At 35.5% G+C, this 25,389-nt stretch carries 28 protein-coding genes and 2 pseudogenes; 10 read left to right on the forward strand and 20 right to left on the reverse strand.

The window, feature by feature from the left end; translation table 11 throughout:
* Positions 1–76: 76 nt before the first annotated feature.
* On the reverse strand, positions 77–1,342 hold the full coding sequence (locus ABC371_RS24295; RefSeq protein ID WP_412899176.1) for an APC family permease: 1,266 nt from the start codon (positions 1,340–1,342) through the stop codon (positions 77–79).
* A 356-nt stretch (positions 1,343–1,698) separates the two neighbouring features.
* Between ABC371_RS24295 and ABC371_RS24300 the strand changes: the two genes are divergently transcribed.
* The 3 genes from ABC371_RS24300 (at position 1,699) to ABC371_RS24310 (ending at position 2,728) form a co-directional block, all read left to right on the forward strand.
* Positions 1,699–1,905 (forward strand): helix-turn-helix transcriptional regulator, encoded by a 207-nt coding sequence (locus tag ABC371_RS24300; protein ID WP_412899177.1) that lies wholly within the window; start codon positions 1,699–1,701, stop codon positions 1,903–1,905.
* On the forward strand, positions 1,902–2,219 hold the full coding sequence (locus ABC371_RS24305; RefSeq protein ID WP_412899178.1) for a hypothetical protein: 318 nt from the start codon (positions 1,902–1,904) through the stop codon (positions 2,217–2,219). Before ABC371_RS24300 ends, ABC371_RS24305 begins: the two co-directional genes overlap by 4 nt.
* Positions 2,220–2,362: 143 nt before the next feature.
* Positions 2,363–2,728, forward strand: coding sequence for a hypothetical protein (locus ABC371_RS24310; RefSeq protein WP_412899179.1), 366 nt, complete (start codon positions 2,363–2,365; stop codon positions 2,726–2,728).
* 291 nt (positions 2,729–3,019) lie between these two features.
* On the opposite strand, the gene ABC371_RS24315 is transcribed toward ABC371_RS24310, so the two are convergent.
* The 4 genes from ABC371_RS24315 to ABC371_RS24330 form a co-directional block, all read right to left on the reverse strand.
* Complete coding sequence (locus ABC371_RS24315; RefSeq protein WP_412899180.1) at positions 3,020–3,490, reverse strand: CcdC protein domain-containing protein; 471 nt, start codon at positions 3,488–3,490, stop codon at positions 3,020–3,022.
* 212 nt (positions 3,491–3,702) lie between these two features.
* Entirely contained in the window at positions 3,703–4,671 is a 969-nt protein-coding gene (locus ABC371_RS24320) for an NAD(P)-dependent alcohol dehydrogenase (RefSeq protein WP_412899181.1), read from the reverse strand.
* Between the two features lie 77 nt (positions 4,672–4,748).
* Entirely contained in the window at positions 4,749–5,324 is a 576-nt protein-coding gene (locus tag ABC371_RS24325) for a Crp/Fnr family transcriptional regulator (RefSeq protein ID WP_412899182.1), read from the reverse strand.
* A gap of 168 nt (positions 5,325–5,492) precedes the next feature.
* Positions 5,493–6,446, reverse strand: coding sequence for a helix-turn-helix transcriptional regulator (locus ABC371_RS24330; protein ID WP_412899183.1), 954 nt, complete (start codon positions 6,444–6,446; stop codon positions 5,493–5,495).
* Between the two features lie 109 nt (positions 6,447–6,555).
* Here ABC371_RS24330 and ABC371_RS24335 point away from each other — a divergent pair, with 109 nt between their 5' ends.
* From ABC371_RS24335 to ABC371_RS24365, 7 genes are all read left to right on the forward strand, one after another.
* Positions 6,556–7,035, forward strand: a complete 480-nt coding sequence (locus ABC371_RS24335; protein ID WP_412899184.1) for a GyrI-like domain-containing protein — start codon at positions 6,556–6,558, stop codon at positions 7,033–7,035.
* Between the two features lie 14 nt (positions 7,036–7,049).
* Entirely contained in the window at positions 7,050–7,514 is a 465-nt protein-coding gene (locus ABC371_RS24340; protein WP_412899185.1) for a phage tail protein, read from the forward strand.
* A 205-nt stretch (positions 7,515–7,719) separates the two neighbouring features.
* A complete protein-coding gene (locus ABC371_RS24345; protein WP_412899186.1) occupies positions 7,720–7,923 on the forward strand; it encodes a hypothetical protein in 204 nt (67 codons plus the stop codon).
* Between the two features lie 217 nt (positions 7,924–8,140).
* Positions 8,141–9,259, forward strand: a complete 1,119-nt coding sequence (locus ABC371_RS24350; protein ID WP_412899187.1) for a C40 family peptidase — start codon at positions 8,141–8,143, stop codon at positions 9,257–9,259.
* 460 nt (positions 9,260–9,719) lie between these two features.
* A complete protein-coding gene (locus ABC371_RS24355) occupies positions 9,720–10,037 on the forward strand; it encodes a PadR family transcriptional regulator (RefSeq protein ID WP_412899188.1) in 318 nt (105 codons plus the stop codon).
* On the forward strand, positions 10,024–10,596 hold the full coding sequence (locus ABC371_RS24360; RefSeq protein WP_412899189.1) for a DUF2812 domain-containing protein: 573 nt from the start codon (positions 10,024–10,026) through the stop codon (positions 10,594–10,596). The genes ABC371_RS24355 and ABC371_RS24360 overlap by 14 nt, the downstream gene beginning before the upstream one ends.
* 227 nt (positions 10,597–10,823) lie before the next feature.
* On the forward strand, positions 10,824–11,048 hold the full coding sequence (locus ABC371_RS24365) for a hypothetical protein (RefSeq protein WP_412899190.1): 225 nt from the start codon (positions 10,824–10,826) through the stop codon (positions 11,046–11,048).
* Between the two features lie 51 nt (positions 11,049–11,099).
* Here ABC371_RS24365 and ABC371_RS24370 read toward each other — a convergent pair whose 3' ends face one another.
* The 15 genes and pseudogenes from ABC371_RS24370 to ABC371_RS24440 form a co-directional block, all read right to left on the reverse strand.
* Complete coding sequence (locus ABC371_RS24370) at positions 11,100–11,606, reverse strand: type 1 glutamine amidotransferase domain-containing protein (RefSeq protein WP_412899191.1); 507 nt, start codon at positions 11,604–11,606, stop codon at positions 11,100–11,102.
* A gap of 231 nt (positions 11,607–11,837) precedes the next feature.
* Entirely contained in the window at positions 11,838–12,287 is a 450-nt protein-coding gene (locus tag ABC371_RS24375) for an SMI1/KNR4 family protein (protein ID WP_412899192.1), read from the reverse strand.
* 15 nt (positions 12,288–12,302) lie between these two features.
* A complete protein-coding gene (locus ABC371_RS24380; RefSeq protein ID WP_412899436.1) occupies positions 12,303–12,431 on the reverse strand; it encodes an HNH/ENDO VII family nuclease in 129 nt (42 codons plus the stop codon).
* Positions 12,432–12,549: 118 nt separating this feature from the next.
* A complete protein-coding gene (locus ABC371_RS24385; RefSeq protein WP_412899193.1) occupies positions 12,550–13,017 on the reverse strand; it encodes a DUF600 domain-containing protein in 468 nt (155 codons plus the stop codon).
* Positions 13,018–13,290: 273 nt separating this feature from the next.
* Positions 13,291–13,720, reverse strand: a pseudogene (locus ABC371_RS24390) (DUF4274 domain-containing protein).
* Between the two features lie 24 nt (positions 13,721–13,744).
* A pseudogene (locus tag ABC371_RS24395) lies at positions 13,745–14,216 on the reverse strand (antitoxin YezG family protein).
* A 401-nt stretch (positions 14,217–14,617) separates the two neighbouring features.
* Entirely contained in the window at positions 14,618–15,049 is a 432-nt protein-coding gene (locus ABC371_RS24400; protein ID WP_412899194.1) for a YrhA family protein, read from the reverse strand.
* Between the two features lie 13 nt (positions 15,050–15,062).
* Positions 15,063–16,313, reverse strand: coding sequence for a pre-toxin TG domain-containing protein (locus ABC371_RS24405; RefSeq protein WP_412899195.1), 1,251 nt, complete (start codon positions 16,311–16,313; stop codon positions 15,063–15,065).
* Positions 16,310–16,621, reverse strand: a complete 312-nt coding sequence (locus ABC371_RS24410; RefSeq protein WP_412899196.1) for a hypothetical protein — start codon at positions 16,619–16,621, stop codon at positions 16,310–16,312. Before ABC371_RS24410 ends, ABC371_RS24405 begins: the two co-directional genes overlap by 4 nt.
* Before the next feature lie 205 nt (positions 16,622–16,826).
* A complete protein-coding gene (locus ABC371_RS24415) occupies positions 16,827–18,755 on the reverse strand; it encodes a serine hydrolase domain-containing protein (RefSeq protein WP_412899197.1) in 1,929 nt (642 codons plus the stop codon).
* Between the two features lie 25 nt (positions 18,756–18,780).
* The gene (locus ABC371_RS24420; RefSeq protein ID WP_412899198.1) at positions 18,781–19,356 is read right to left on the reverse strand and encodes a TetR/AcrR family transcriptional regulator; all 576 of its coding nucleotides are present in this window, start codon (positions 19,354–19,356) and stop codon (positions 18,781–18,783) included.
* A gap of 368 nt (positions 19,357–19,724) precedes the next feature.
* The gene (locus tag ABC371_RS24425; RefSeq protein WP_412899199.1) at positions 19,725–23,180 is read right to left on the reverse strand and encodes a DEAD/DEAH box helicase; all 3,456 of its coding nucleotides are present in this window, start codon (positions 23,178–23,180) and stop codon (positions 19,725–19,727) included.
* A gap of 199 nt (positions 23,181–23,379) precedes the next feature.
* The gene (locus ABC371_RS24430; protein ID WP_412899200.1) at positions 23,380–24,078 is read right to left on the reverse strand and encodes a hypothetical protein; all 699 of its coding nucleotides are present in this window, start codon (positions 24,076–24,078) and stop codon (positions 23,380–23,382) included.
* A 360-nt stretch (positions 24,079–24,438) separates the two neighbouring features.
* Entirely contained in the window at positions 24,439–24,846 is a 408-nt protein-coding gene (locus ABC371_RS24435; protein ID WP_412899201.1) for an LPXTG cell wall anchor domain-containing protein, read from the reverse strand.
* A gap of 99 nt (positions 24,847–24,945) precedes the next feature.
* Positions 24,946–25,350 carry an OmpL47-type beta-barrel domain-containing protein gene (locus ABC371_RS24440; RefSeq protein WP_412899437.1) on the reverse strand — a complete coding sequence of 135 codons (405 nt, stop codon included), beginning with the start codon at positions 25,348–25,350 and terminating at the stop codon, positions 24,946–24,948.
* Positions 25,351–25,389: the final 39 nt, after the last annotated feature.

Genomic DNA, 25,389 nt, shown 5'->3' on the forward strand with positions numbered 1-25,389 from the left:
AAGTTTCTATCAGCTAATACCAGGTAGGTTTTACATCTCTTCAATAAACAATTATGTTAACTCTAATTTTCATTGACTAGCTAGCTTTCTTCAAAGATAGAAACCTTTTTTGAAATGTCATATAGCTAACATATAAAGCAGTAACGATTATAGGGACAAAAATATATAATTGAAAAAATGGTAATACAAGGATACAAAAGATTAGTGATAATAAAGAGGACCACCAGGGTAAAGTTTTATTTTTAAAAAGTTTAACACCAGCGGCCATAGAAAAAATATACACTAACACTCCTAACGAAGTCGGAATAAATAAAATGTCATTAAATGTCTTTGCAAAGTATTCTGTAATAATAACTCCGATACCTGCAAAACCAATTACAAAAATAACCATACGTCTTGGGATTTGCTTAGTTGGATGTATATGTGATAATTGCTTTGGAAATGCACCGTCTCTACTCAAAGAGTATCCGAGTTGCGTTAGGCTTGCTACAAACGCATTAGAAGTTCCTATACATATGAAAAATGCCAATATTGCAGTCACATTTTGTGCACCTACTCCTAGTGTTTCTCCCATTATAGCACCAATTGGTGAAAGATCACTCTCTATACTTCCGTATGTCCCGGTTCCGATTGTTACAAAACTTAGTGCTAAAAATAATATCCCAATAATTATTACGCTGATAATGGTACTATTAACAATGTTTTTATAGGGATTTTTAAAGTGATTAGCAAGATTACAAATAGCTTCCCAGCCAAAAAACGCCCAAAATATTGCTGTTATTGCTGTTCCAACTGAGTACCATCCTTTAGAAACAAAGGGTGTAAAATTCTCCAAATCGATACTCGGTATTGAAATTATAATGGTAAGTGTAAGCAGTAATAGTAAACAGCCACTTATGATTAGTGCAAAGTTACCACTGACCTTAATTCCTTTATAATTGGCAACACCTGCAATAACTAAAATGGTGAACGCAATTAAAGTTCTTGCTAAGTCAGAAAGTCCAAACGCTTGGCTAATGTAAAATGCACCTGTTAAAGATACAATCGATTGTCCAACTGCAGCAGTGACAAAGTAAAACCAACCTACTATATTTCCGGAATGAAATCCAAATGATTTCCGTACAAAAGTTGCAGCACCTCCGGCATCTGGATATTCCCGCGCTAGACAAGCAAATGTGTAGGCAAGTGGAAGATTAGCAAGAATTACAATTATCCAAGACAATATGGATGCAGGTCCTGCAATAGAAGCTGTAACCGATGAAATAAAAAGAACACCTGATCCCAGTATTGCAGCAATATACAATGCTATACCTTCATATAAACCAATAGAACGTTTTTCCACAAATATCTCCTCCATTAGTTAAAACATTACACTTCGAGGATGTTAATTTCTTCTCTTTTCTTGCGTTCTAATTTCCTATTGTTAATTTATTAATTGTTATTTCCATTGGCAAATAGTTTCTCGAGAATCATTGGGATAACTATTCAACTATTGGGTGCGTTGATCCAGCAGGATTTACGGCCTTGTTTGTTAAATACCTTATTAAACAAACGGGGCAGTTTAGTAAAAGAAGCAAATAGTGTAAAAAAGACGAATAAGACAAAGAGATGTAAAAAGTATTTGACAGCTCCTTTGTCTTATTTTATCATTAGGGTGTAAAAAGTTTTTTACACATTGTAAATGTGGAGGCATATTGGATGGAAAATAGAATTAAGGAGTACAGAGAAAAAAATACTCTGTCCCAAGGAAAATTAGCGGAATTATGTAATGTGAGTAGGCAAACAATTAACGCTATTGAGAACAACAAATATGACCCTACTTTACAATTAGCTTTTGATTTAGCAAGGAATTTAGATGTTACAGTGGATGAATTATTTTTCGGAGGGAGGGAGGATAAAGAATGAATTTTATTATTACGCTCGTAATAGTTCCCCTTATATTTATAATTATCATTGGGTATTTTACTGGGAGTAAGGAATTCATATTGGGTCCGAATGATGATGAACGGAAAAAATTAATAAAACAAAAATCCATCGTTCAAAGCTGGGCTACCATATTTCTATTCTTATTAACAAATTTCCTTTTTGATTTATTTAATTTGCAAGATGAACGTTTGTCTGAGATTAACTTTGTTTTTCCAGAACTTTTCTATTTAATTATTTTGGTTGTGAGCTACTTTATTTACTTAGTAATAAATAACAAAAAAATGAGTGCTTAATATTTTTTCTATTTCCACTAACGGGTGCGATAGTCCAAGAAGGATTATCGCTTATTTTGTTGAACTTATTTAACTATCGTGGAAAGATTAATTCAATTAGGGAATTGGAATCTCATAGTGAAATATTTAGTGAGGTGGGGAATTTGTTTAAAGAAAAAAGAAAATTTATTAGTCGTTTATCGAGAAGAACTAAATTAGCTATATTAGGTTTAATTATTAGTTTTTTTAGTATTTTTATCGTAAATATTTCCGTTATAATTTTTTGTGTATTTTATTTAATAGGTGTATTCTTAATCTTTATTAGTGCTTTTATTGGTATAGAGAAATTTAATAAAAATACAATTGGTGAAATAATATCAAGACTCGGATTGATTCTGATTATTTTAGGCATATTTTATCCAATGGGTATTATTAAAAACCCAAACTTATATTATATTCAAATATCAGGCACTTTTTTGATGTTAATTGGAATATCATCAAAGAGTAAAGAAAAGAAAAAAGGTTCTTAAACTATAGGGTGCGTTACTTGAAGAAAATACTTATACCTTAAGTCTACTAAATCGTCAAAAATTCCTTCTTTTTTAATTAAAAGAAGAATTTTTTTTAGTTCATGTTCAACAATTTTCACAAAGCACTACACTACATTGAAGAAGACTATACTAAGAATTAGAACTTCCAGATAATCGAAAGTTCTAATTTTTTAATACATATCAACATTAAACTTTAACTGAGGCAAGATTAAAAAAGAGCTGTCCAATACAGCTCAGTGATCAAAATGTAAATTATAATACTCCGAAGACTTACATGGCTACTTGTGAGTTATATACCTTTTTGAATTTCATAAAACTGATGATTCTCCATAATCCAACATATACAAACAGAGATATAATAGATAACGCATTTAACGTTAGGGCATCAATGCCTGGTAAAAAGTAATCAGATAATCGTCGAGTAACAAATACTAAGATTAACGCAATCACAAAACCAATGCTCTTTTTTGCATATATCTTCCCATCCTCTCGAATCTCGTAACCGGTTGTATAAATCAATGGTATAGATAAAATAATGCCAAATATCACAGAAACGACAATTTCTATTGGTGTCATGTGAACAGAAGGTTGTATAACCACTGAAAAAGCTGGTGACATATAGAGCAGCGGTAGCAAAATTCGCAAGCCAGAACCTTTAATCGGGCGGACCATCGCTCTTGTTCGCCTCCAAAGTATCAATCCAAAAATAACAAGCAAAACTGCGAACATTCCATATTGCATGTGTAGCGTTCACTCCATCCCTTATACTTCAATCGAACATACAAACTGATAATTGAAAATAACTTGGGTAAATTTACAGGACATCATAAAGGAAGTTTTATTTTCACACTCCCATCAACCAGATTTTCCTCTATTGATTTTCATGTTTAAATATTCTATGAATATGGGCATAATTCCTGTTTGGATCTATGCCCCTTTGTACATTTTTTTTACTAGATTGTGATAACAACCTTCCCCTGTGAATGTCCTTCTTCAAAATACTCAAATGCTTTTGGTACGTCACGTAAGGAATAACTTCTATCAATAACAGGCTTTACCTTTCCCTCTTCAATCAGCTTTTTCATCACTACTAAATCTTCTTGCTTCGGCCTTTGTAAAAAGGGAATGAATTTCTTTTTTCCAGTCATCGAGTACCAGGATCCTATTATCATAGATTGATACATTTGGCTTTCCGCGCCACCTACATGAATGAATACACCATTCTCTTTTAGCAATCTTTTATAAGTAGAAATAGGTTGTGATCCATTCACTCCGAGAATCACATCATAGGTCTTATCAAGGTTCTTAATGTCTTCTTTTTTGTAATCAATCACATGGTCGGAACTAAGAGACTTTGCAATGTCTACGTTTCTCGTACTCACCACGGCCGTCGTTTGAGCACCATATGCTTTGGCAATTTGAACCGCAAATGTCCCAACACCACCCGACGCACCATGAAGCAGTACTTCCTGTCCAGCCCTTACCTTACCCTTGTCTCTGATTGCTTGTAAAGCAGTCATGGCTGCCATGGGAACGGCCGCTGCTTCGGTAAATAAGAGATTACTAGGCTTTAAAGCCAATGCCTTTTCATCAACGGCTACATATTCCGCAAACGTTCCCCAGCCGCTGCTTGATATGTCTCCGTACACTTCATCCCCCACTTGAAATTGGGTCACATTCTCACCTATCGCCTCTACGATCCCAGCCATGTCCCCGCCAGGAATCAGGTATTTCGGTTTCCTTAGTCCAAATGCCAATCGGACTGGCAGTGGTTTCCCTCTTAATAAAACAAGATTACTATAATTGATTGATGATGCATGAACCCTTACTAGCACTTGATTTCCCTTAGGTGTGGGTGTCGCGACCTCACGTAGTTTCAGTGTATCGGGTGATCCATATTTTTCAGAGATAATCGCTTTCATCTCCGTCCTCCTTTTACCCCTTTTTCAATGATTGTAATCGTAAAATGTGGATGCGGCATTGACTTAAGTTAAGATGTTTATTGAATTCGTTTTTTAATTCGACTTAATGACTCTGGTGTCATCCCGAGGTAGCTTGCCAATTGATGTTGAGGTACACGTGTGAGGAGATCTGGTCGATTTTGGATAATCATTTTATAGCGGTCTTCTGGGGAAGAACGAATAAATAGTGCATGTTCATTTTGAATTTGAGTAAGGTATTTTTCCATCATCCTTCTGGTCATGGTTTCAAGCTCTGTATATTGCTTATACATTTCTTGTTCAGACTCTAGGTCTCCTACAACCAATACACAGTCTTCTTGACAGGTTAATGTGTAGGTGGATTCTTGATCTGGGTCTTCTACATTAAACAATAAAATCGCTTGATCTTCGGTATAAAAATGAGTCGTAACCTCTTTTCCATCAGAATCCAGATAATATTGTCGGACACAGCCCTTCAATACAAAATAACAATTCTTTGATGGAGAATCTCCCTGTTTGATGAGAGTAGTCCCCTTTTCAAACTTCTCTATAATGATAGCGTCAAGCACAGCTTGTTGCTCGGCTTCACTTAGAGATGTATATGTATCCATATATTTCACGAGGATCTCTTTCATGACTTGCCTCCTGTTCATTTTATGGTCTCTTCATGACAATAGTACCATTACAATGTATTCACAACATTCCTTATTTATAAGAGCTAACCGGGAAAATCTAGAGCATCTCCAAAATAGGAGTAGCTCGCAGCTGACCCATCTCAAAAACATTTAGATTTTATCTGACACTCATTTTGGGTAAAATAGGGAAAGTCTCTCTTGTAAACGCGCTAAGACTTCTTTTGGCATTTCTCTGACCTTGATATCTTCACCCAGGAAAAGGAGCCAATTGGTTAATTCGGTTAATTCATCTGTATGCTGTACATTGATATGAGCCTTAAGAACGGCTGTCGTTTGATAAGGATCCGTAAAGGAAATCGAAAATTTTAAAGGATGGTATTTTTTGAGCTGGGCAATCGCCATTGGACCTAGCTCAAGGACAAAGTTAATGTCCTCTTCCTGTGTCCTTAGTTTGTCTAAAATTTTCTTCTCACTTACTCTTTCTTCGGGAGTGTATGGTTTTACATTTGTGAGATGGTCGACAGGAATGATCTTTCTCTTCTCTTCCTTTAGATCAAATCCTTCAATGAGCCACACGCTTTTTTCACGATAAAGGTGCAAGAGATAAATCATCACGTTCTCCTTTTCGATGGAAATCGCTAAATATCTATCCAAAAGAAGGATTTGGATGAGTTTTTCTAACATCGGATGTGGAAGGTCGGATAGATCAAGTAGGTCAGGATTATTCGGGTTGGTTCCTTCAAATAGGAGAATTTGATTTAACAAAATAAGGTCTTCTTGCTGGCTTTCTGAGATGAGGCCTAGTAATTTTTCAGCTAGAGACTGACGGCTCTTCAGATAGGGAAGTTGTTGATTTCTTGTCGCCATAAAGGCGATAAAAAGAGCTTTCACTTCATCATTGGTAAAGCGAACCTCGGGCAGGACAGAGTTATGCATGACAAAATAGCCGCCATCCCTGCCTACTTCAGCGACAAGCGGCATCCCCATCGCCTCAATTTCTCTGATATCCCGAATGGCTGTGGAACGAGAGATGTTAAATTCTCTCATGATTTCAGAAATGGTAAAATGGGAGCGGTTGTTGATATACCGCATGATGATATTAATTCGTTCAACTTTTTTCATCGCGACTCCTAAACAGTATCATTTTTTGACATGGTTTAAGGCTATTATAAACATATCAAGTGAAAAGATAAATCATTTGAATTACTTTTAGAAAAGGAAGGTTTTGAAGATGGCAGATTATACAATTGAAGAAAAAGACAGTTTTATCGTTTTAGGGATTGGAACGGAGCTCAAGAGCGACTACAGAGACTTTGCTGGCATCAACAAGGAAAAGGCAGATTTTTGGCAAGCTGTTACACAAGATGGAAGACTCGATGCTTTAAAAGCCCTCGCCACAAATGACTACATTTTTGCGGTAAACGAAGCGGTGAATAACAAGATGATGCATTATGCTGGCGTTATGACAGAGGAAACATTACCTGAAGCAACTAGAGTCATCCAGTTTCCAAAGGGTCCATATGTAGTTGTCAAAGGTGAAGCGAAAACGTCTGAAGAGTTAAGTCAAACACTTACTGGGATTGCCTTTGGTCAAGCTTTGGCAGAAGCAACCGATTATGCCTATGTCGGTGGGCCAAATACGACGGTCGAGATGGGTCAGCGCGACGGCAACGTATTTGGTGAAATGTGGATTCCTGTTGTTAAGAAATAAGTGGAGTGATGAACTTGTCTTATATCGTCGATTTTAAAAATGTATCTACAGTGGGTTTGGAGTCTTCACCTGTAGCAGATGCACTTGCTGGTTTACGAGCACATGAAGCCCGTTACTTTATGAACAAATATAAGCATGTATTTACCGTTGTACCAGCTAGCGAAAGCCAGGAGACTCTTGACTATGTGAACCGGGTGTTGAAAGAAGAACGTGACATTGAGTTTGCGGCCAAACCTTTAGAAACTTCTCGTTTTCAAGTGGAAAATATCGATTGGACCTATGTCTTCTATGAAGATGGTCTTGGGGTCAACGTGTTGTATACGATTGATGATCCTAAGAAGCGTGCCGTTGGTTTTAAGCTTTCTGAGGGGATGGAAGTTCCAAAGGAATTAGAAGGAAAGTTTAAGTTTGCCAGACAAAAGTCTAAACTAGCTGGAACGATTCGAGGCTCGTACTTTGTCATTAAAGGTGAATATTAAAGTTAGTTGATGCAGCACCTCTCTTTCATGTTGAGGGTGCTGTTTTTTGCTGGAAGCTCTACAACTAATATTTAGTTTGTTACAAGTTTTCAAACATAATTATGAAGGATTTGTGAACCCTTTCACAAATATACCTTTAAAATGCCGAATGGAGATATACTGTAATTGAGTTAAAAATATATCTTCCAAGGAAGGTGCAAAGGTAATGAAAGGTACAGCATTATTAATTAATAAGGATCACTCTGTTACAGTATTAGAAAACGTTGAACATGATGTGTATGAAGATCTAATAAGTCTCGGAGATTCTAAAAATATACAATGTACCATTAATGACAAAGAAATCCACTTTGATCCCTTTGATAAAGTCGTATGGTATGAGGAAACCATTGACTGGGAATACGGTTATTAATAGATTGGCATATATTCATTCATTAACAATGGCTTGCTGTAATTAAGTTTACGGCAAGCTATTTTTTACATATTTTTATCGATTCGACACTACCAGGTGACGGTAGCTTTAAAATAATGGATATCTATTCCTCTATTTCCACATTAATCTACAAACCTAGACAATTCTAATGTATAATGATTTAGTAGAATGATAGTTTTGTGAGGAGGTTCAAAAGTTGGGTAATAAAAAAATATATATGTCCGTGACCACGGCTGCATTCATTGCCGCTTCACTATATGGTGCGGGTGAAACTGAAGCAGCAAGTACATACAAAGTTCAGACTGGTGATTCACTGTGGAAGATTGCTCAAAAGCATAATATTACTGTTACACAATTGAAGTCCTTAAACAAGTTAACAAGTGATCTGATTTTTCCAAATCAAGTCCTACAAACAGAAATAAATGCTACAAACAATACACCAAGCAACAATCCGCCAACGACGAATGTAAAAGAAAACCAAAATACGAGTCCAAGTCCTAGTCCAGCAAAGGCAACTACATACACGGTAAAATCTGGTGATACACTAAGTGGAATTGCAGTCAAACATAAGATTTCACTTACTGACTTAATGAAGTGGAATAACTTGAATTCGACTCTGATCTTCCCAGGAAATGTGTTTGTTGTAAGTCAACCTACAACAACGGAGAAGCCAACCAATACGACACCTCCGAAAACAGAACAACCAGTTAACACCACTCCTGAAAAAACGGAGAAGCCTCAAAAAGAACAGGTTCAATCGGCTACTGTGTATACAGTAAAGTCAGGCGACACCTTGTCACGAATTGCACTAGAATATAAAGTGACAGTTGCTAACCTTAGAAGCTGGAACAACTTGAAATCAGATATGATCTATATTGGTCAAAAGCTAAATATTGGTGATGGCGCTAAGGTAGAAGCTCCAAAAGTGGAAACCCCACCAAAAGAGATTAGCTATAATGTCGATCAGTTGATTCAAGTAGCGAAAAGCCAACTAGGAGCAGGCTACGCATGGGGTGGATCTTCACCTAATGGCTTTGACTGTAGTGGATTCATATATTACGCATATAAGGAAGCTGGTTTAAACACCAATCGCTATTCAAGCGAAGGCTACCATATGCGCTCCTACTATGTAAATACACCAAGTGTAGGTGACTTAGTTTTCTTCCAAGGAACCTATAAACCTGGCATTTCTCATGTTGGGATTTACCTAGGAAACAATGAATTCGTGCATGCTTCAGATAATGGCGTTATCGTTTCGAATGTAAATGACTCTTATTGGAAAAAGCATTTTGAAGGGTTTAAGAGATTTTATTAATAGATTGTAATGGGTAAGGAAGTTAGTCCTTTGGGATTGGCTTCCTTTTTAATTTCTCATATTGACTTCTTCTAGACTTGTGGTAATATATGGTAAACGAAGGAGTTGATTTACAAATGCTTGATGCGTTAGGTAACTTTTTTGGAGCAATTGCAACAGCTCTATTGGGGAAAAATAAAAAGAAATGATAATGCTTTTATCAGGACCTATCAAGGTTCTTTTTTTGTTCAAAAAGATCATCTTCCACAATCAGGCCATTTAATTGAATAAGACTACACCAAAGGTCGCTTTCCCTTACGTAAGGAAAGCGACCTTTTTTAATTAATTTTCCCCTTGTTATCAAGTTTTTCACTTTAAGTTCCTTGGCTATCTTTGAAAAATGTTGTTGACTATTCAGTTGAACTGTATTATCTTATTATTAAGTTGAACTATATAGTCGAACTGAATAGAAGGTGAAGAGATGAAACATAAATTATTACCGTTGTCAGAAACCATGCATTATATTTTATTAGCTCTACGTGAGCCACTCCATGGTTATGCCGTCATGCAGAAGATAGAACAGATAAGTAACGGTACTGTTATTTTAGCAGCTGGTACATTATACGGTGCGATTGAAAACTTAAATAAGCATGGCTGGATTGAACCTGTTGGAGAGTCAGGTCGGAGAAAAGTTTATATGATAACTGCAGAAGGAAGAACCATTTTGAAAATCGAACAAGACCGGTTAAGGCATATTTTATCCCTCTACGAAGGAAGTGAATCGAATGAAGAAATTTAAGATATTTTTTTATATTGAAAAAGAGGAGCAATGGCTGAACGAGCAATTACAAAAAGGCTATCGTTGCACAAATATTAGTGGATTGGGAATATACACTTTCGAAAAAACAGACAAAAGATATGTGATCCGACTGGATTATCAAGATTATTTATCAAAGAAAAAGCTCGAAGATTACAAAGGTATCTATGAAGACTTCGGATGGATTTATATAAATGGCCCGTGGTTTAGTGGTATTCGATATTGGCAAAAAGAAGCTGATGATCAAAATGAAATCTTCTCGGATCGCCAATCAAGGAGTAATTATTATAAAAGATTAATGGGTTATTCATTTTGGTTGGGGGCGATTATGCTGTCTTTAGTCTTTTCTTTTATGACTGATAAGGATTCAGAATTATTTCATGAAGGTCTTTGGAGTATGGAGGGTTCATTATTTTGGAAGGCATTTTTATTTGAAACTCCATTTGCCCTTTTGAAGTTGTCTCCCGTACTTCTGGTTGTTATTTTTGCTAGCAGTTACTATAAAGCTTATCGAAAGTATTCAATGTTAAAAGAAAAATAATGCGTTGTAATTATAAGCCGTACTCTTTTGAGGTACTCACATTTAAAAAACTATGACAGCAGTGGATTTCACAATAGAAATTACACTGCTGTTAACATTTTCTTGAGTATTCTATGGTAAAATTAGGAAAGGAACGTATTGCACTAAAGAGAAACGACAGTGGAAAAACTCACTTTTTGGGATGACATACAGTTTAATCTAATATAATTGAAGGGAGTATAAAAAATTTGAAAAAACTTGTACATTCCGAGTGGAAAGTAAGTGTTATGACGCTACAGGCACTTCTTGGGACTTTTATTGCCATCTTTGTCGTCCAACGGGAACTGAACTTAACATTTGCGATAGGCTATTTGATCGTTTTTGCAGTAGTGGTGGCTGGTAATGCGATTTACGTGCTCTATATGAGAAAGAAAAACAACGGGAAAGGAAACCAGAATCAAAACCACGAATAGGTCTGCACCGAATATAAAAAGCCTCTTCAAAAACTTGAAGAGACCTCGAACTTATAATTTATTTAAAATTTCTTTAATAAATGCTGGCTCGTCCTTAGGTGTACGAGATGTGATAATATTTCCATCAACCACTACCTCTTGGTCTAAATAGGTTGATCCAGCGTTCTTCAAATCATCTCGGATTCCAATATAAGAAGTGGCCTTTACCCCTTTTAGGATATCTGCACTCATCATTACTTGTGGGCCATGACAAATACCTGCAATCACTTTACCTTGTTCATTTGCTTGCTTTACAAATTGAACGACTTCATCATTGACGCGAAGTGCCTCTGGAGCTCCGCCGCCAGGAATAATCACCGCATCATAATCATCAGCTTTTACTTCACTAATGGATAGTTCAGACGTATATGATACCGTTCCTTTCTTTCCTTTAAGCTCAGCACCTTTTTCAATTCCCACAATAACGGTTTTGTGCCCCGCTTCATTCATTGCATCATAAGGGTTCTTCATTTCTGAATCTTCATAGCCATTTGCCAGTAAAAAGCATACATTTGCCATCTAAATCCCCTCCTATGTAATTTGAATACAATTATATAGTAATGGATTCATGGGGTTAGTTCAAACAAAGTGATGCTCAACTGATCCATTTTGGGTCATGTGCATGTATATTCTTTATCATAAAAAAGGTACGAACCGATAATTTGCGAATGTCATATGTGTTTTAACATTACGGTAAAACCATCAAGAGTTTTTGCTTTAATCTTAATAAGTTCTTTCTATTTATCCATCTTAAAAATCTTCTTCCCAAGCTTCTTGTGCATCCAATAACCTTTGTGATAAAAACTCATAAAAATTCTTTGCTGTGTTGAAGTCATCAAGTCCATCTGGTCTATTCCAAGCTATTACTGGACATTCATTATTCTCCATTTTGCTTGAATAAAGACAATAAACATATTCTCCAGCATTTTCGATAACTACTAAATCCTTTTCCAATCCTAAATCTCTATATCTCTTTGTATTAACAACAACAGGAGCGCTATTAGACTTAGCCACTCCTAAAATACCAACTCCAAATAAGCCACCTGAACCATAGGTAGTTAAAAACCACTTAAAACTTTCTGGTAATTCCACCCCTAGCTCATTTTGGACAAGATTGATTTGACTTTCATCTACTCCACCTGTAAAGTCATCTGATTCCTTATGTTCATTTATAAAATTTATTAATTCCTCTTTATCCATTCAAGGTTCCTCCTTTTACAATTCACTTTTTTCTACTTGCTTAGCTCTCCATCTCCAATATTTACTCCTGAAGTTATCGTATTGTTTTTTTAACACAGAGTCGTTTCTAAAGCTTCCACCATTAATAGTAGGATGTCTGGCTATTTCAGAAGGACTTCTACTTTACCCTGAAATATGTGATTCAAATATTGGCTGATGTAATATTAAAATGTTTAAAGCATTTAAAAACCTTGAAAGGCATATAGCCAAACAAGGTCTGATTCTACAAATTAGTTGTTTTCACTTCTTCGAACCATAAATCAAAAATATCATCAGGTAATAGTTCGTCATCATTCGTATAAATTAAATCAAATCTATACTTTCCTTTTAAACTATTTTGTTTTACATTGTAATATAACTTCATTTCTGTAGGCATGTCTTTATTAAACTCTTCACATGTTTTATGGATAAGCTTTAAATTTTGATTACCCATTCTTAGTGCAGTTCTCTGTCTTTCTCTCGAAACATCATAAACTTGATTGTGTTGACTGTCTAATTCTTTTGTAGCCTCATTTAGTTGATGTTTATGGACAATCACTCCGTTAATTCTGTAGAAAAAATCAAAAACATACATTTCGGGTTCATATGAACAATAAATAAAGATTTCATCTGCTTTATTATCGACATACTCTAAACAAATAGCCACCATGTCTGCTTGTATTTCTGAAAAATAATCCTCAAATACCTTCACATAATTCACCCCTAGTTCTCTATACTTATGAATCTCACACGGCCATCTAATCCAATTTAATTGTTACTATCTCTTTCTTCTATCAATTCTAAAAATAAATCTTGTAGTTCTCCTTATCAGCCATCAAAGATATTTTCTTCGTTGGATTTTCCTTGCATTTTAGTCTAAAAGCTCCATGTTTCCAATAGTTTTTAATTACTAAAAACCTTGAAAAGCATATAGCTAATCAAGGTTTTAATCAATTACATATTATATTCTAGGAATATCCGCCATTTATCCAGGCGATTTAGTAATGAGGTACTCAGGAATGGGGATTACTCTTTTTCAATTTAAATCTTTGAATTCTTGTTAATTCAGGATCAAAGGAGATATTCTTAGATTTAAATTCTATGTTTATAAGTTTATTATAAATCTTACCCAAAAAAGCTTTCCAGTCCTCTAAGGAAGAACTTGAAAATTCATCCGGTTTTTCTAACATACGATATCCGTCTGCGTAATGAAACATTAGTAGACCTGTTCCGAAATCACAAGCCTCATTTTCTAAAATAGCTGTTGGTACATCAAATCCACTATTCCAATTATAATTTGCAGCAAAGTAGTGAAGCGTTAAAGAGTTATTTATATTCTTTAACTGACTAATTATATAGTTTTCATCATTATTATAAAGTAACTGTTCAAGTAATATTATTTCTTCCTTTAGCATTAGAACTTACCTTCAACTTACCAATTATTCTAGAGTAGCGAGATATTTCTCTAAATGCTTTTTCCCAGAATTACTTTTAGGGTATAATGCCAAGATGCTTATACTTCCAAATGGTTTTTCTTTCATGAAGATCTATATTAGAAAGATCTTCATAATTAAAATCAATATTAAACTTTCCACTTTTTTCAAAAATCATAATAAAATTTGTCCAAGGCTCTTGACCATTATCTTTAAACACTCTCCAAAGGTCTTGAATAAAATCAACTAATCGGTTCCATTTTTCTGAGTACTCAAGTTCACTTACTGTAAATAGTTCAGTTATCTCGTGACTGTATTTAGGTTTATCACTACCCTCAGGATAATAATAAAAATAAGCAGTCTGAGATCCTTCAACAACTTCACCGTATAAATAGACCTTAGACCATTCTTCTGGAATAGTTTCAACAACAACCTCAGCTATCTGTTGGTATAATCTATCTAACCGTTCTTCATTCATCTAACTTTCTCCCTCCAGGTACATTATCAAATCTTCTAAATTCCCATTCATCATCAGCAATTTTATATTTAATAGTAAAAGTTTCTGGGAGTATCACAATATCCAAGTATTACAACACCACTTCATCATGGTACAACGATATTCAGTAAAACATCATTCATTTTTCCAAAGTTTAAATTTCCCACAAAAAGCAAAACACCTGATGCCTATAGGCAGTCAAGTGTTTTATAGTCAACTTTTAACCATTTCATAATAGAAATTATACTTAAACCATTGAGCTTTAATAACTTCAAGTAATGGTTATTAAGACTTATACTAAAAGTAATGACCCTTATTAGTTTGTATCACATCCGGACAGATACTTTTAAAAATAATGATTAATTCCTTCTCTCCCAATGATTTTACAATACACTTTTCAATGCTTCATTAATCATTTCTACAAAACTACTATATTTCTCCATTTGCTCCCCACTTGGTTTATCTAGTTCAAGGAAAACGTGATTGTCTATATCCAAGCAATACCAAGAAATGTTCGAATCTCCAAAAAACAAATAATTGTTTTCCCAGTCATTATCTCTCCAAATTTCGTTTGCTCCAATAAAACCATTGTTATCATCATCTGGTCGAGCATTGTAAATAACTAGTCCGTTAAATTCAAAACCATTTACTTTTTTTAATAATTCTTCATACTCAGGTATCCATAGATTTTCACGTATATTTTTTGATATCCACTCTTTTAATAATTGAATATATTCGTTACTCGCAGGTAGCATAATTGACTTTCCATCTTGGTTTTTAATATTCTCAATTTCAGCTAGTAATTCTAAGTCCATGTTCACACCTCTTTTATTTAGTTACAGGATAAATAAATCCTTCTGGGATTGGCCAATTTATCTGAATTGAATCCCCAACCTTAAGTCCTTTAGTTAATTCCTTTTGCGAATTAGTAAGAGCTTTGTGGTAGGGATCGTTTTTGATTAGTATCAAATTTTTGAAATCATTTGTTCCTCCATCGTCTAAAGGTAGTTTATGGTGAACCTGATAGCCATCTGGAACTAATCCTTTTTTTAGATTATTAATATCTATTTCCGTCAAACCTGCATTTATTAATTGTTTTAATTTTTTCTCATCACTTACAATCTCTTGTAGAAAGTTTTTTCTAACAGAACTATTAAATTTATTTCTCAATTGTTTAAACTCTTCTCGATCACGTTTGATATAGGTTACTTCTTTTTCAAAGATGTTCTTTAATGGAACTTCATTACCTTTCAATTTACCCACGTGTTCAGCACCTTTACCAGTAACCGTAGTAACACCCTTAACCTCCACCTCATCCACCTGCGAACTCTTAATTCGCTGGATAAAATCCTTGGCGTCTCCGAAGGCATCTCTTACGGTTTTGTTGACAACTCCTACTCCTGCAAATGCCTCTTGTCTGATTTGTGGGATTGGAATGTCTCCAATACCTTTCTTGATTTTATCAAACCAGACTTTTGTTGCGGCTATTGGACCTTTTACCACTTCATTATATACCGAGCGAAATGCTTGTTGAACCTTTTTTGGGTCTAAGATGTTTCGAATTTTCATGAATGCTTCTGGTGTTTTAGCAAGGGAAGGAAGATCCGTTTTAACGCCTGTTACCGCAGCTTTTCCTCCAACACCAACTGCCTTTGCAGGTGGGACAAATGTTAAAGCCAGAAATCCTACAGCCAGGACACGATCTCCTGCTGAAAGCTTCTCACCCGTAATAGGATCATACTCGCTAAATACACGTTGAATGTCATACCAGCCAACGAGTTCGAGCAAAAACTCGCCTACTTTACCTGACATCTTTTGTTCATCGTTTTTCATACTGGCAGCGGTCATCTTAATTAATCGTTGGGCATCATCGAGCTTGCTTTTGTATTTTTTAATCGAATACTTTAAATCCGCCTCTAAGTTATGTATTGAACCTGGTACCACTCCTGGGAAATTCGCAAGCAGTGAAGAAAAATGCCAATTAATCGCATCTAATGCATCGTTACATTCCCGCTCCGCTTTTCCAATTTGGGAAGCAAAATCCTCTAGTTCATCGGCTTTGACCTTGATATCACTCATCGCAAGGCCTCCGCTTTAGCTAGTAATCTCCGAATCTCTTTGTTGATTTCTTTGATCAACAGCTCGCCTTGATGATTTATTTTATTCCCGGTATTATTTATTTCCGCTGAAATTTCCTCGTATGCATCCCTTGTCTGCCCCTTCCAATGGTACGCATAACGACCATGTGCAGACCGGTAAATCTGCTTACTATTGCCCATTCTGCTCAATGCCTGGTGAATATTGGACCGATACCCTTCTAAAATATCCACCATCATTAAATATTTTCGACGCTGCACCTTTCTTTCGATTTCGTCTATAAGCTCCATATTCCTCTCCTCTTGGAAAAATATATATCATGTAAATTTTACCAATTAGGAGGTTATTTTTAATGATTCAAAAGTCACAAACGCAGAGGTACAAACCAAAGGTCTAAAGGGCTATTTTTCGGCAGTTAGAATAGTTAAATATCTTTCGAAACCCTGGGGACAGGCATCCCGTCTTCTATTACGGTAAACCCAGCCCCATGCCACTCTAATACAAATTCCAATACCAAAGAATCCAAATCAGATGCATCATCATAAGACTTAACAAGGAATAATGCAGAAGGCTAATGATGCGCCAATATCTTCCACGCCAAAGGAGAACCGTGAAGATGAGCATGGCAATTGCCAAGATTGTTAAAAGAAAAGGAATAACATTTAAAATTGGGCTCCAAGCAGGTACAATCCCTAAGGCTTCTTTTGGTAGTTGGTAGGTGGGATCGACTCCCCCAGATATCGCAACTCCAGCCACTAAAAAAAACAGGAGAAGTCCCGCCGCAATGGTCAATCTCTTGCCCCAAACCACTAACTTAGGTTGAGATTTTTTCCTTTTTCTTCGTATCAGTGCTTTGATACCCCAATAAAGAAGACTTCCAACAAAAAGTAAGATAATTAGGATCAGTGATAAAAAGGTAAAGCCGCTCGACGCATACCAAGGCGCTTTCGAATAAGACATTGGACCATCAGTTGTAAGCATTATTTTCCCATGGGGATCTGTTTGAAAGATGATTGTTCGAAATTCACCATACGCATCAATCGAGGGTCCTTCTCTCGTATTCTTGTAAACACCAGGTTCGTTTTCAACAAATCGATTGGTTTCTCCGTTGTGGGTCACTACTAAATCTCCAGTATCATCTAATTGTACTTGGATCATTCCTATTATTAGACTGCTAATCTTATCCTCATTCGTAAAGCTTTTCCGATTTTGATGATATTCACCGACATATTGGGGTGAACTCTCTCCGCTCATAGACGTGACGGTAACACTCTTGTCTGACGGAAAATAATGATCCATGAATGCCTCGAAAAGCTCTGTATGCGTACGAAAGTTATTTCCACTATACGAGATAAATAGACCGATATTTTCTTGTGGTAATAAGTACAGTCCCGTATCAAAAAGTGCAGTACTTCCACCATGAAAGAGAATTCGTTTGCCATTCATTGTCTTTTCGATAAACCCTAAAGCCATCCCATCTAACTGGTCATGATGGGTAAATTGTTGCTGGAACATGTGCTGAACGGTATCCTCTTCTAGAATCCTTTTTCCATTGAAACTTCCACCTGCAAGATAGGCTTGCATAAACTTTGCCATATCTTTTGCCGTGGTACTCATTCCCCCTGCAGGTCCAGGTACAAACTCGAAACTGCCTTCTTTATATTCCCCATCGATATATCTGTAGGCCTGTGCTAGATTCGTAGAAAGTTCCGTTGGTAACGGTTGTTGAAACGTACTGTGGTTAATTCCAAGCGGCTTAAAAATATTCTCTTCTACATATTCGGAATAAGGCGTACCCGAAACCTGTTCGACAATATACCCCGCTAAGGCCGTACCATAATTCGAATAGGCGAGCACTTCACCGGCAGGAAAAACACGTTCTGGCCGGTATTCACGTACATATCGATCAAGTGGAGGCATCTCTTCAGCGGTCAGCCTAAAGATGGCACTCGAATAATCCTCAAATCCAGGTGTATGCGTCATTAAATCTATGAGAGTAATTGGCTTTGGTTGTTCTTTATTCGGTCCCACTGCAAGTCTTGCTGGGATTTCAAAATCTAAGTATTGATTAATATCCGTGTTCAAATCAAGTTGTCCTTGCTCAACAAGCTGCATGATTGCCGTCCACGTGAAGAGCTTGGATACGGAACCGATTCGAAACATCGTGGTTTTTGGATCTACCTTTACTTGCTCCTCGATATCGGCCAAACCATAGCCTTTTTCAAAAACGACTTCCCCATCAGCTACAACCGTAACAGCCATATTCGGAATATGTTCTTCGTCCACTTTTTTCTGTAAAAACTTATCCATAAACGTTTCAATATCTGATAAGTCAGTAGCACTTTCTGCAAAAGACAAACGACTGTCAATCAACACGAAAACCAAAAGCATACAAGCAATAATGGATGTCTTGATTATTTTCAAGCCGGTATATCCCCCTTGTTTTGGATTATGTCTCTTTCTTTTTTAAATAAGCAGTTGTAATCACATCGGTAGCCATACTATCTAAAAGCTCAACTCCCATGTCCTCGTTAAACTCTTCCGGAAGCATTCCACTCGCAACCATGACAGAAAGACCTGTTGTAATGATTCGCATCTTCAATAAAATGGCCATTAGCTCTTCATCCGAAAATCCTTCCAGATCTTCATCACCTTTCATTTGCTCAATTAACCCCTGCCCCATATTTTGGTCATAGTTTTGGGTATATTTGTTTTGATTCATGACAAAATCCTGAAATAGAACTGGATATTCTCTTGCAAAGCGGAGGCTAGCCACTCCGATGTCGTGGAAGGGCTTCCCAGAATTCTCTTCCGCTAACAGCTGATAACTTAATTCAATGATTTTTTGCATGACGGCTTCGGTTAGCTCATCAATAGTATTGAAATTGACATAGATAGGCGCGATTGAGCTCCCCAAATACTCCGCCACTTTTCGAATTGTAATATTGGACATCCCCTCTTTCTTTGCGATTTCAAATGTAGCGTCAATTATTTGTTCTTTAGAAAATTTTTTCTTTGGTGCCATAGTTCGTTCCTTTCCCGTTATAAATCGCACGATATAAAACATGTGTTATATATCATTGATTATATGATAATTTTGGAAATAGTAAACCCCTTTTCTGAAAAATTCAGAAAAAGGGGTTAGGGATATCCTATTTATAGTGCAAAAAGAGACAAGGGTTAGGCCTTGTCTCGGTTCTTAGATAATGATATTTAATGATTTAGCCTTAGTTTTATACTAGTGGTCGGGGTCGAAAATGACCTTAAAGTATTTATTCTACAAGCTTTTGTATATGCATTGTGTAAAATTTGTATAATAGGTTATAAATTATTTTTTTGAAGTCTAACAAAAATACTTTAACAAATATAATTAATACAATACAAAATATAAAGTTATGATTCTTGTAATAATATATGTCTAATACAATCGAGCATGGGATCCTCTGTTGGAGTGGACAAAAGCTGTCTTCTTTTACTTCTAACCCAATTTGCTCTTTCTTTATCATCCTTTGCCTCATCAGGTACTGGAAAAACTTCATTTAAATAATGTGAACATATTCTTTGTCTGTAACCAAATCTAAACCATGAAAGAGTATTTAAACTGTCACAACCATTTCGTATAGCTAATGGAAGTCCTTTAAGCGCTTCAGGCAACTCACCACTGTCATCATCTGCAAAAACACCCAGTTCATTTATTGCTAAAAAGCATCCTGCATCCATAGCGATAGATTCTACCACTTCCTTTATAAATTTAAAAATTGTTGGAATTGGGTTTGAGCCACTACTCCTCCCATTATTATTTACTTCTACTCCCAGTAATTTTTCTGAAATTTGCTTGTAGCTTTTGCCAGTCATATAAAACCTAAGAAGTTCCTCTAGTTCTCCCCAAAGAGATGCCCATTCTAAAGTAGATTCAAACTCCTCTTTTTCCAAAACTCTCTTTCCACTAATATAATCTCTCATTTTTGTTAAAACTGTTTCTGTTTTAATATCATCGGAAGGTAGGAAGCTAATAAATCTTGGATGCATGTGAGACATTACTTTAATTAAAACTGATAACCAATCCAGTATTCCCTTATTAGTTGATACTTTAGGTTGAATTAATCCAATACTATTATAGGCTTCCCACATAGCCTTACACCTAAATAAATCAGTACCTGCCTTCATCGTTGCTAAGTTTAACCAATCCGGTACATCAGGGCCAGCTATGAAATCCTCTTTAACCTTTAATATTCTGTCGCGAGCAATTTTAAGTTTTTCCTTTGTTAAAACATTAGATTTATTAAACGCACCAAAAGTATTTCCTAGTGTGTCATCTATATTATTTTCAATATCTAGTTCAACTAACAATGAAGTAAGTGTTAATTCTTCCTTTGATGAATATTCCCAATCAAAATCGTCATCAATTAAGTTATCTAAAAACCTCTCAATTGGGCTATGCACTTCTACAGATGCATCTGATTCAGACATAATTTGTGCACCATTTACCATAAATGGTCTTTTATTATCTACACTAATAACTGGTGGATTATCAGGAACTAGTATTGCAATTCCTTGATTTCCAAATCCAGGTCTACCTGCTCTTCCAAAAGCATTTAAAATTGTCGTCTTCTCTCTGTCAGAAGCAAGACCATATATATTGTCAGTATCCCTTGGATCCCCTAAACTCGTTCCAGCAACTATAACTGCTACCGCAGGTAAATTTAGCCCTTGTGCTAGTGTTCCAGTAGCAAACATTAGTTTAGCATGACCATTTAAAAACATATATTCAGAAGCAGCTTGCTCAACTTGTAACATAGCGCTACTATGTACAGCTATTCCATCAGTTAAGTGTCCCCAAAGTACTGTGGATAAGCCAAGTTCTTTATCTGATATCATTAAATAAGATTTTACCAACTCTGGTAAATTGTCAATATTTGATGGCGCGTCTGCTATAGTTGTTTCTACTTTCCCAGCACTGCTAAAAGCGTGGTGTTTACTAGTAAGTATAAAATTAATTGACGGTAACCCATGTCTTGTAAATTCCTCAGATATTTTGCGTGAAACAGTATTTTTCCAACTTTCAAAATGCGGTGTTGGATCTCCTTTTGTCACCTTAACTTGAAATGTTATTGGTAATTGATTAATTTTATAATCAGCTTCACCATCTAACGTCCAAGGCCCGGAAAGTCCGGAAATTGATAATAAAGAACAATCAAAATATAAATTCTTCCTTCTTCCGGTTAATTTATTTGCCTGCTGCTGAACTCCCCCTATTTTATCTAAAATATCTTGTCGATTTAGACCTGCAATAGTTCTTAATGTCCGAGTAGGACGCCACTTTATTGATTCACAAACCGCACCATTATCATGTACTTTCTTTAGCCAATTTGAAAGGTCATCACCGTTACTTATCATCGCAGACATTAATAAAAACTTTATTTCCTCTGCCAAATCTATTAACCTAGTTAGCAAAATATCTGCATTAGCTCCCCTACCAGAATCATTTATTAGATGACACTCATCAAATATGCACAATGAACAATCCTGAAATTGCTCTGGATAAAGTCTTAAAGCTAGTGAACATTTTTCTGGTGTCATTACAGCTATAAACTTTTCTTGAAATTCAACAACTTCTTCACCTAAAGTTGTATACTCCTCACCACCAACAAAAGAACGAATATTGACGTCTTCAAATCCTGATAAAACTGCTTTTAAATCTCTTCGGATTTGATGAACCAGTGCATTAGTCGGAGCTAGATATAGAACCCACCCCCTACTTAGCGCTTGCGCTATTGCTAACTCAGCAATAAAACTCTTTCCACTACCAGTAGGCATGGTAATTACACAATCTTTATTAGGTCCAGGTAAACACTGTTTAACGTAATTTAAAGCTGATTGCCATAAAAAAGGTCTTCCAGGTTTGTCCACTGTTCCTTTTGCCCTACTCTTAAGATAATTATGAAATTCATTCCTATAGTCTGTGTTTTCGCTTGTTGGATAAGGCACTGTATTCACTAAGGATCTCTGTTGTGTCTTTTGTATAGCAGCTATTAAAAGTGAGCTAAAATGATAAATATCCGAGTAGAACAGATTATCCCTATTAATCTCTACTGAAGAAGCATTTCTTACTTTATTTAAAATGTGTAAACTATTTGTTAAGTCTTCCTGATTGTCACCTTTTAGCCAAGAGATATATTTATTAAGGGCGGTCGTTAATAGCAAATAAAAATTAGCCCTTATTTTCTCATTTAATTCACTATACTTCTCCGTAAATGTGATTTTTGATATGTTGATTGGAATAAATTCATCTAAAGCTAGATAACCATTTATGAATTTTTTTAAAGTGTAGTATAGTAATTTGGAACTCTTTATGTAATCAAGCTCTTCATTTTCCATAGAAACTATTGATATATTTTCTAATGAATCTATCATTGCTTTGGCGTTAATATCAAAACCAGAAATCATATATAAGAATGAGGCTTCAAAAGCAGTGTAATTTATATAATTAACAAAAAAATCCTTTTCGTTATCTTCCGAATCACTAACTTTCTCTAAAGTTACAAGAGTATTTAGTAATGATAACGCTTCTGCAGCTACAAAGGAACAAGCTATTTCAACTTCTTCTGGTACTTCTAATCCATTTATTCGATCAAAAACGGCTATACTTTCCATTGTATCAGCCAGTTTCCTTAAAATATTTTTAGTTTCTAATAATTCGTCGGTAATATTATCCTTTGTTTGAATCCCTAATTTGAATTGTGTTATAAATACATAAGCTTTTGTCAAAACTCTGCGACATGCAACAGAGTTAAACTCCTCTAATTCAGGGATATTATCTATTAATTCTTGTGTATATTTGTTATACATTTTATAAGCTCCTTGCAAAATCTCTCATCTCATTTGAAATTTCATTGAAAAACGAATCAAAATTAGAAATAATATTTGGCATAATTATGATATTATCTCTTCCAATTAATAAACTTTCGAAAGATTTCCGTTCGTTCGTCCAATCCATGGCTGTAGAACTATCATAATGAGGATTAGGAATATAAGTACGTTCTCTTTTTCAAAATGTTCCGACAACTTTATCTTGTATCTCTAGAGGCAAGCTTCTTCGTATATTACTTATATCTTGTCTTATCCTTGTAGAGTGTTTCTCGCTATCAATTTCTTTAAAAAAACCTAATGCTTTATTAATCGCCCTGTTTGGATCATCCTTATAAGCTTTTGATTCTATTAAACTCAAACCTATATTATCAGCCTTTTCGTATATAACTAATCCGTCCAGACCATGATCCTTTGCTTTTACGTGAACCGGGCCAAGAGCAATAATCTCACCACTGGGATGGCACTCTTTTAGATCTTTAGATAAAAACATACAAAGATGCCATAGACCTTCGGCTATCCAAGGATTTCTCTCGTCTCGTATCTGTATATCCTTTAAACTATCGTTTGTTTCACCTACAATTTCGTATACACTATTTAGAATATCTAATTTCCCATCTGGCGTGTCATCAAATAATACAGAACAGATATTCAAAGCCACATCCAAAGCTGTAGCCCTTAAACCCACTAAGTATTTCGCTACTGCCTTTAAGCAATCTTTGTCACTGTCCCAGCCAGTAACAATTATTGCTTTGTGTGTAGTTGCTTCAAATGTCTCATAATTCATTATCTTCTTTAGATGTTCTATAGATTCCTTAACAGCGTTTTCAATTTTTTTATTTAATGTTATTTCACTTATATTGGGCATTGATCTTTTCATCCCCCTTCCAGAAAAATCCACTATATACTTTATGCCATTATATCATTATTTTTCCACATTAGAAGTTTCAGATAGATAAATGAATGTATTATCGAATAAATACAACACTTCTTTAAAATAGAAAAAGGCATCAAGAAATAATTAAAATTTCATTCGATGCCTTTTATATGCTAATCTCTTTAAGAATGGAGTGTTTGTACTTACAAAGGAAACTGTTACTCAATCTACCTCAACAATTACAACTGGTGATACCTAGCGAATTAATCATAAACATTTCCTACTACCAAGTAAGCACCGCCACTTATTAGGAGTAACGCTAAAGTTAGAAGCGTCCATTTTTTCAATTTACTGACCGACCTTCTACTTTAAATGGCTTGATATAGATTTCTTTGTAGTTCTAATAAAAATCAAAGCACCAACCAACATCATAACAAAACCTAATAAAATGTTTATTGGCATTTTTGATGCTGTGTTTGGCAATTTTGCACCATCTACGGTCTTTGAAATGTATGCATTATTTTGAAGCTTTACAGTGGTTTCCTCATCACGAACTACACCAACACTATCTTCTGATCCTGCTTGGCTTGGTTGATCATTTGAAGAATGTTCAGTTGGTTTCTCATCTACCGGAGTCTCTTTAGCTGATTCTTTAGCTGACAGTATTATATCAGCTAACATTTCGCAATCAGGTTCAGAAATCTTAATGACTACATCGGGAGTTATCTTGTCCTTAGCCATTAACTCCTCAAAAGTAACAGGTTCCTTCATTTAAGGAAGTAGCCACTTCAACACCTGTAATTTCTTGTAATTCATTTAGGAATTTTTCAACTTGAGGCAGTTGTTCTTTTCTTTTTAGCTAAAACCCACTCAGGAAGTGGATGACTTTTCAAGGTTAGCTAACTCTTCCATTTTCACAGGTTCGTGTTCTATAAAGTCTAGAAGTTGCTCTACTTCTTCGTCTTCAGGCTTTTCTACCCCATTAATTTTCAATTGAACATTTTGCACAGGCTCTTTATTACCTTCTCCACATTGAGTATCAACACTGTAAAAAGAATAATTTAGAATACCTTCCTCAGTAGCGGTAAACGTATTTCCTTCGAACGTTTTGGTATTTTCATCATTACCAAGTGTATAAAATGTTTTGTCCACTCCACTCTTATCATCATTGGCATTAAACTCAACTGCTACATCTTTAATTTGTCCATGAAGCAGTTGTTGTCGGAGTTCTAATATAGTAAAGTACGTCGAAGGAAATCGTATTCGAGCTCTCAGATTCCAGTCGTATCATTTACAGCTCTAACCACAAATTGA

Origin of the sequence: Bacillus jepli, assembly GCF_047238305.1 — a bacterium.
Taxonomy (GTDB): Bacteria; Bacillota; Bacilli; order Bacillales; family Bacillaceae_L; genus Ferdinandcohnia.

Coding starts and splice junctions, on each gene's coding strand:
- ABC371_RS24410 (WP_412899196.1), bottom strand. CDS start 16,621: ATGGAGCTTATAGACGAAATCGAAAGAAAGGTGCAGCGTCGAAAATAT.
- ABC371_RS24360 (WP_412899189.1), top strand. CDS start 10,024: ATGAAGAAATTTAAGATATTTTTTTATATTGAAAAAGAGGAGCAATGG.
- ABC371_RS24405 (WP_412899195.1), bottom strand. CDS start 16,313: ATGAGTGATATCAAGGTCAAAGCCGATGAACTAGAGGATTTTGCTTCC.
- ABC371_RS24435 (WP_412899201.1), bottom strand. CDS start 24,846: ATGAAGGAACCTGTTACTTTTGAGGAGTTAATGGCTAAGGACAAGATA.
- ABC371_RS24425 (WP_412899199.1), bottom strand. CDS start 23,180: ATGTATAACAAATATACACAAGAATTAATAGATAATATCCCTGAATTA.
- ABC371_RS24375 (WP_412899192.1), bottom strand. CDS start 12,287: ATGGATAAAGAGGAATTAATAAATTTTATAAATGAACATAAGGAATCA.
- ABC371_RS24305 (WP_412899178.1), top strand. CDS start 1,902: ATGAATTTTATTATTACGCTCGTAATAGTTCCCCTTATATTTATAATT.
- ABC371_RS24355 (WP_412899188.1), top strand. CDS start 9,720: ATGAAACATAAATTATTACCGTTGTCAGAAACCATGCATTATATTTTA.
- ABC371_RS24345 (WP_412899186.1), top strand. CDS start 7,720: ATGAAAGGTACAGCATTATTAATTAATAAGGATCACTCTGTTACAGTA.
- ABC371_RS24420 (WP_412899198.1), bottom strand. CDS start 19,356: ATGGCACCAAAGAAAAAATTTTCTAAAGAACAAATAATTGACGCTACA.
- ABC371_RS24335 (WP_412899184.1), top strand. CDS start 6,556: ATGGCAGATTATACAATTGAAGAAAAAGACAGTTTTATCGTTTTAGGG.
- ABC371_RS24400 (WP_412899194.1), bottom strand. CDS start 15,049: ATGGACTTAGAATTACTAGCTGAAATTGAGAATATTAAAAACCAAGAT.
- ABC371_RS24300 (WP_412899177.1), top strand. CDS start 1,699: ATGGAAAATAGAATTAAGGAGTACAGAGAAAAAAATACTCTGTCCCAA.
- ABC371_RS24370 (WP_412899191.1), bottom strand. CDS start 11,606: ATGGCAAATGTATGCTTTTTACTGGCAAATGGCTATGAAGATTCAGAA.
- ABC371_RS24330 (WP_412899183.1), bottom strand. CDS start 6,446: ATGAAAAAAGTTGAACGAATTAATATCATCATGCGGTATATCAACAAC.
- ABC371_RS24320 (WP_412899181.1), bottom strand. CDS start 4,671: ATGAAAGCGATTATCTCTGAAAAATATGGATCACCCGATACACTGAAA.
- ABC371_RS24315 (WP_412899180.1), bottom strand. CDS start 3,490: ATGCAATATGGAATGTTCGCAGTTTTGCTTGTTATTTTTGGATTGATA.
- ABC371_RS24325 (WP_412899182.1), bottom strand. CDS start 5,324: ATGAAAGAGATCCTCGTGAAATATATGGATACATATACATCTCTAAGT.
- ABC371_RS24430 (WP_412899200.1), bottom strand. CDS start 24,078: ATGAAAAGATCAATGCCCAATATAAGTGAAATAACATTAAATAAAAAA.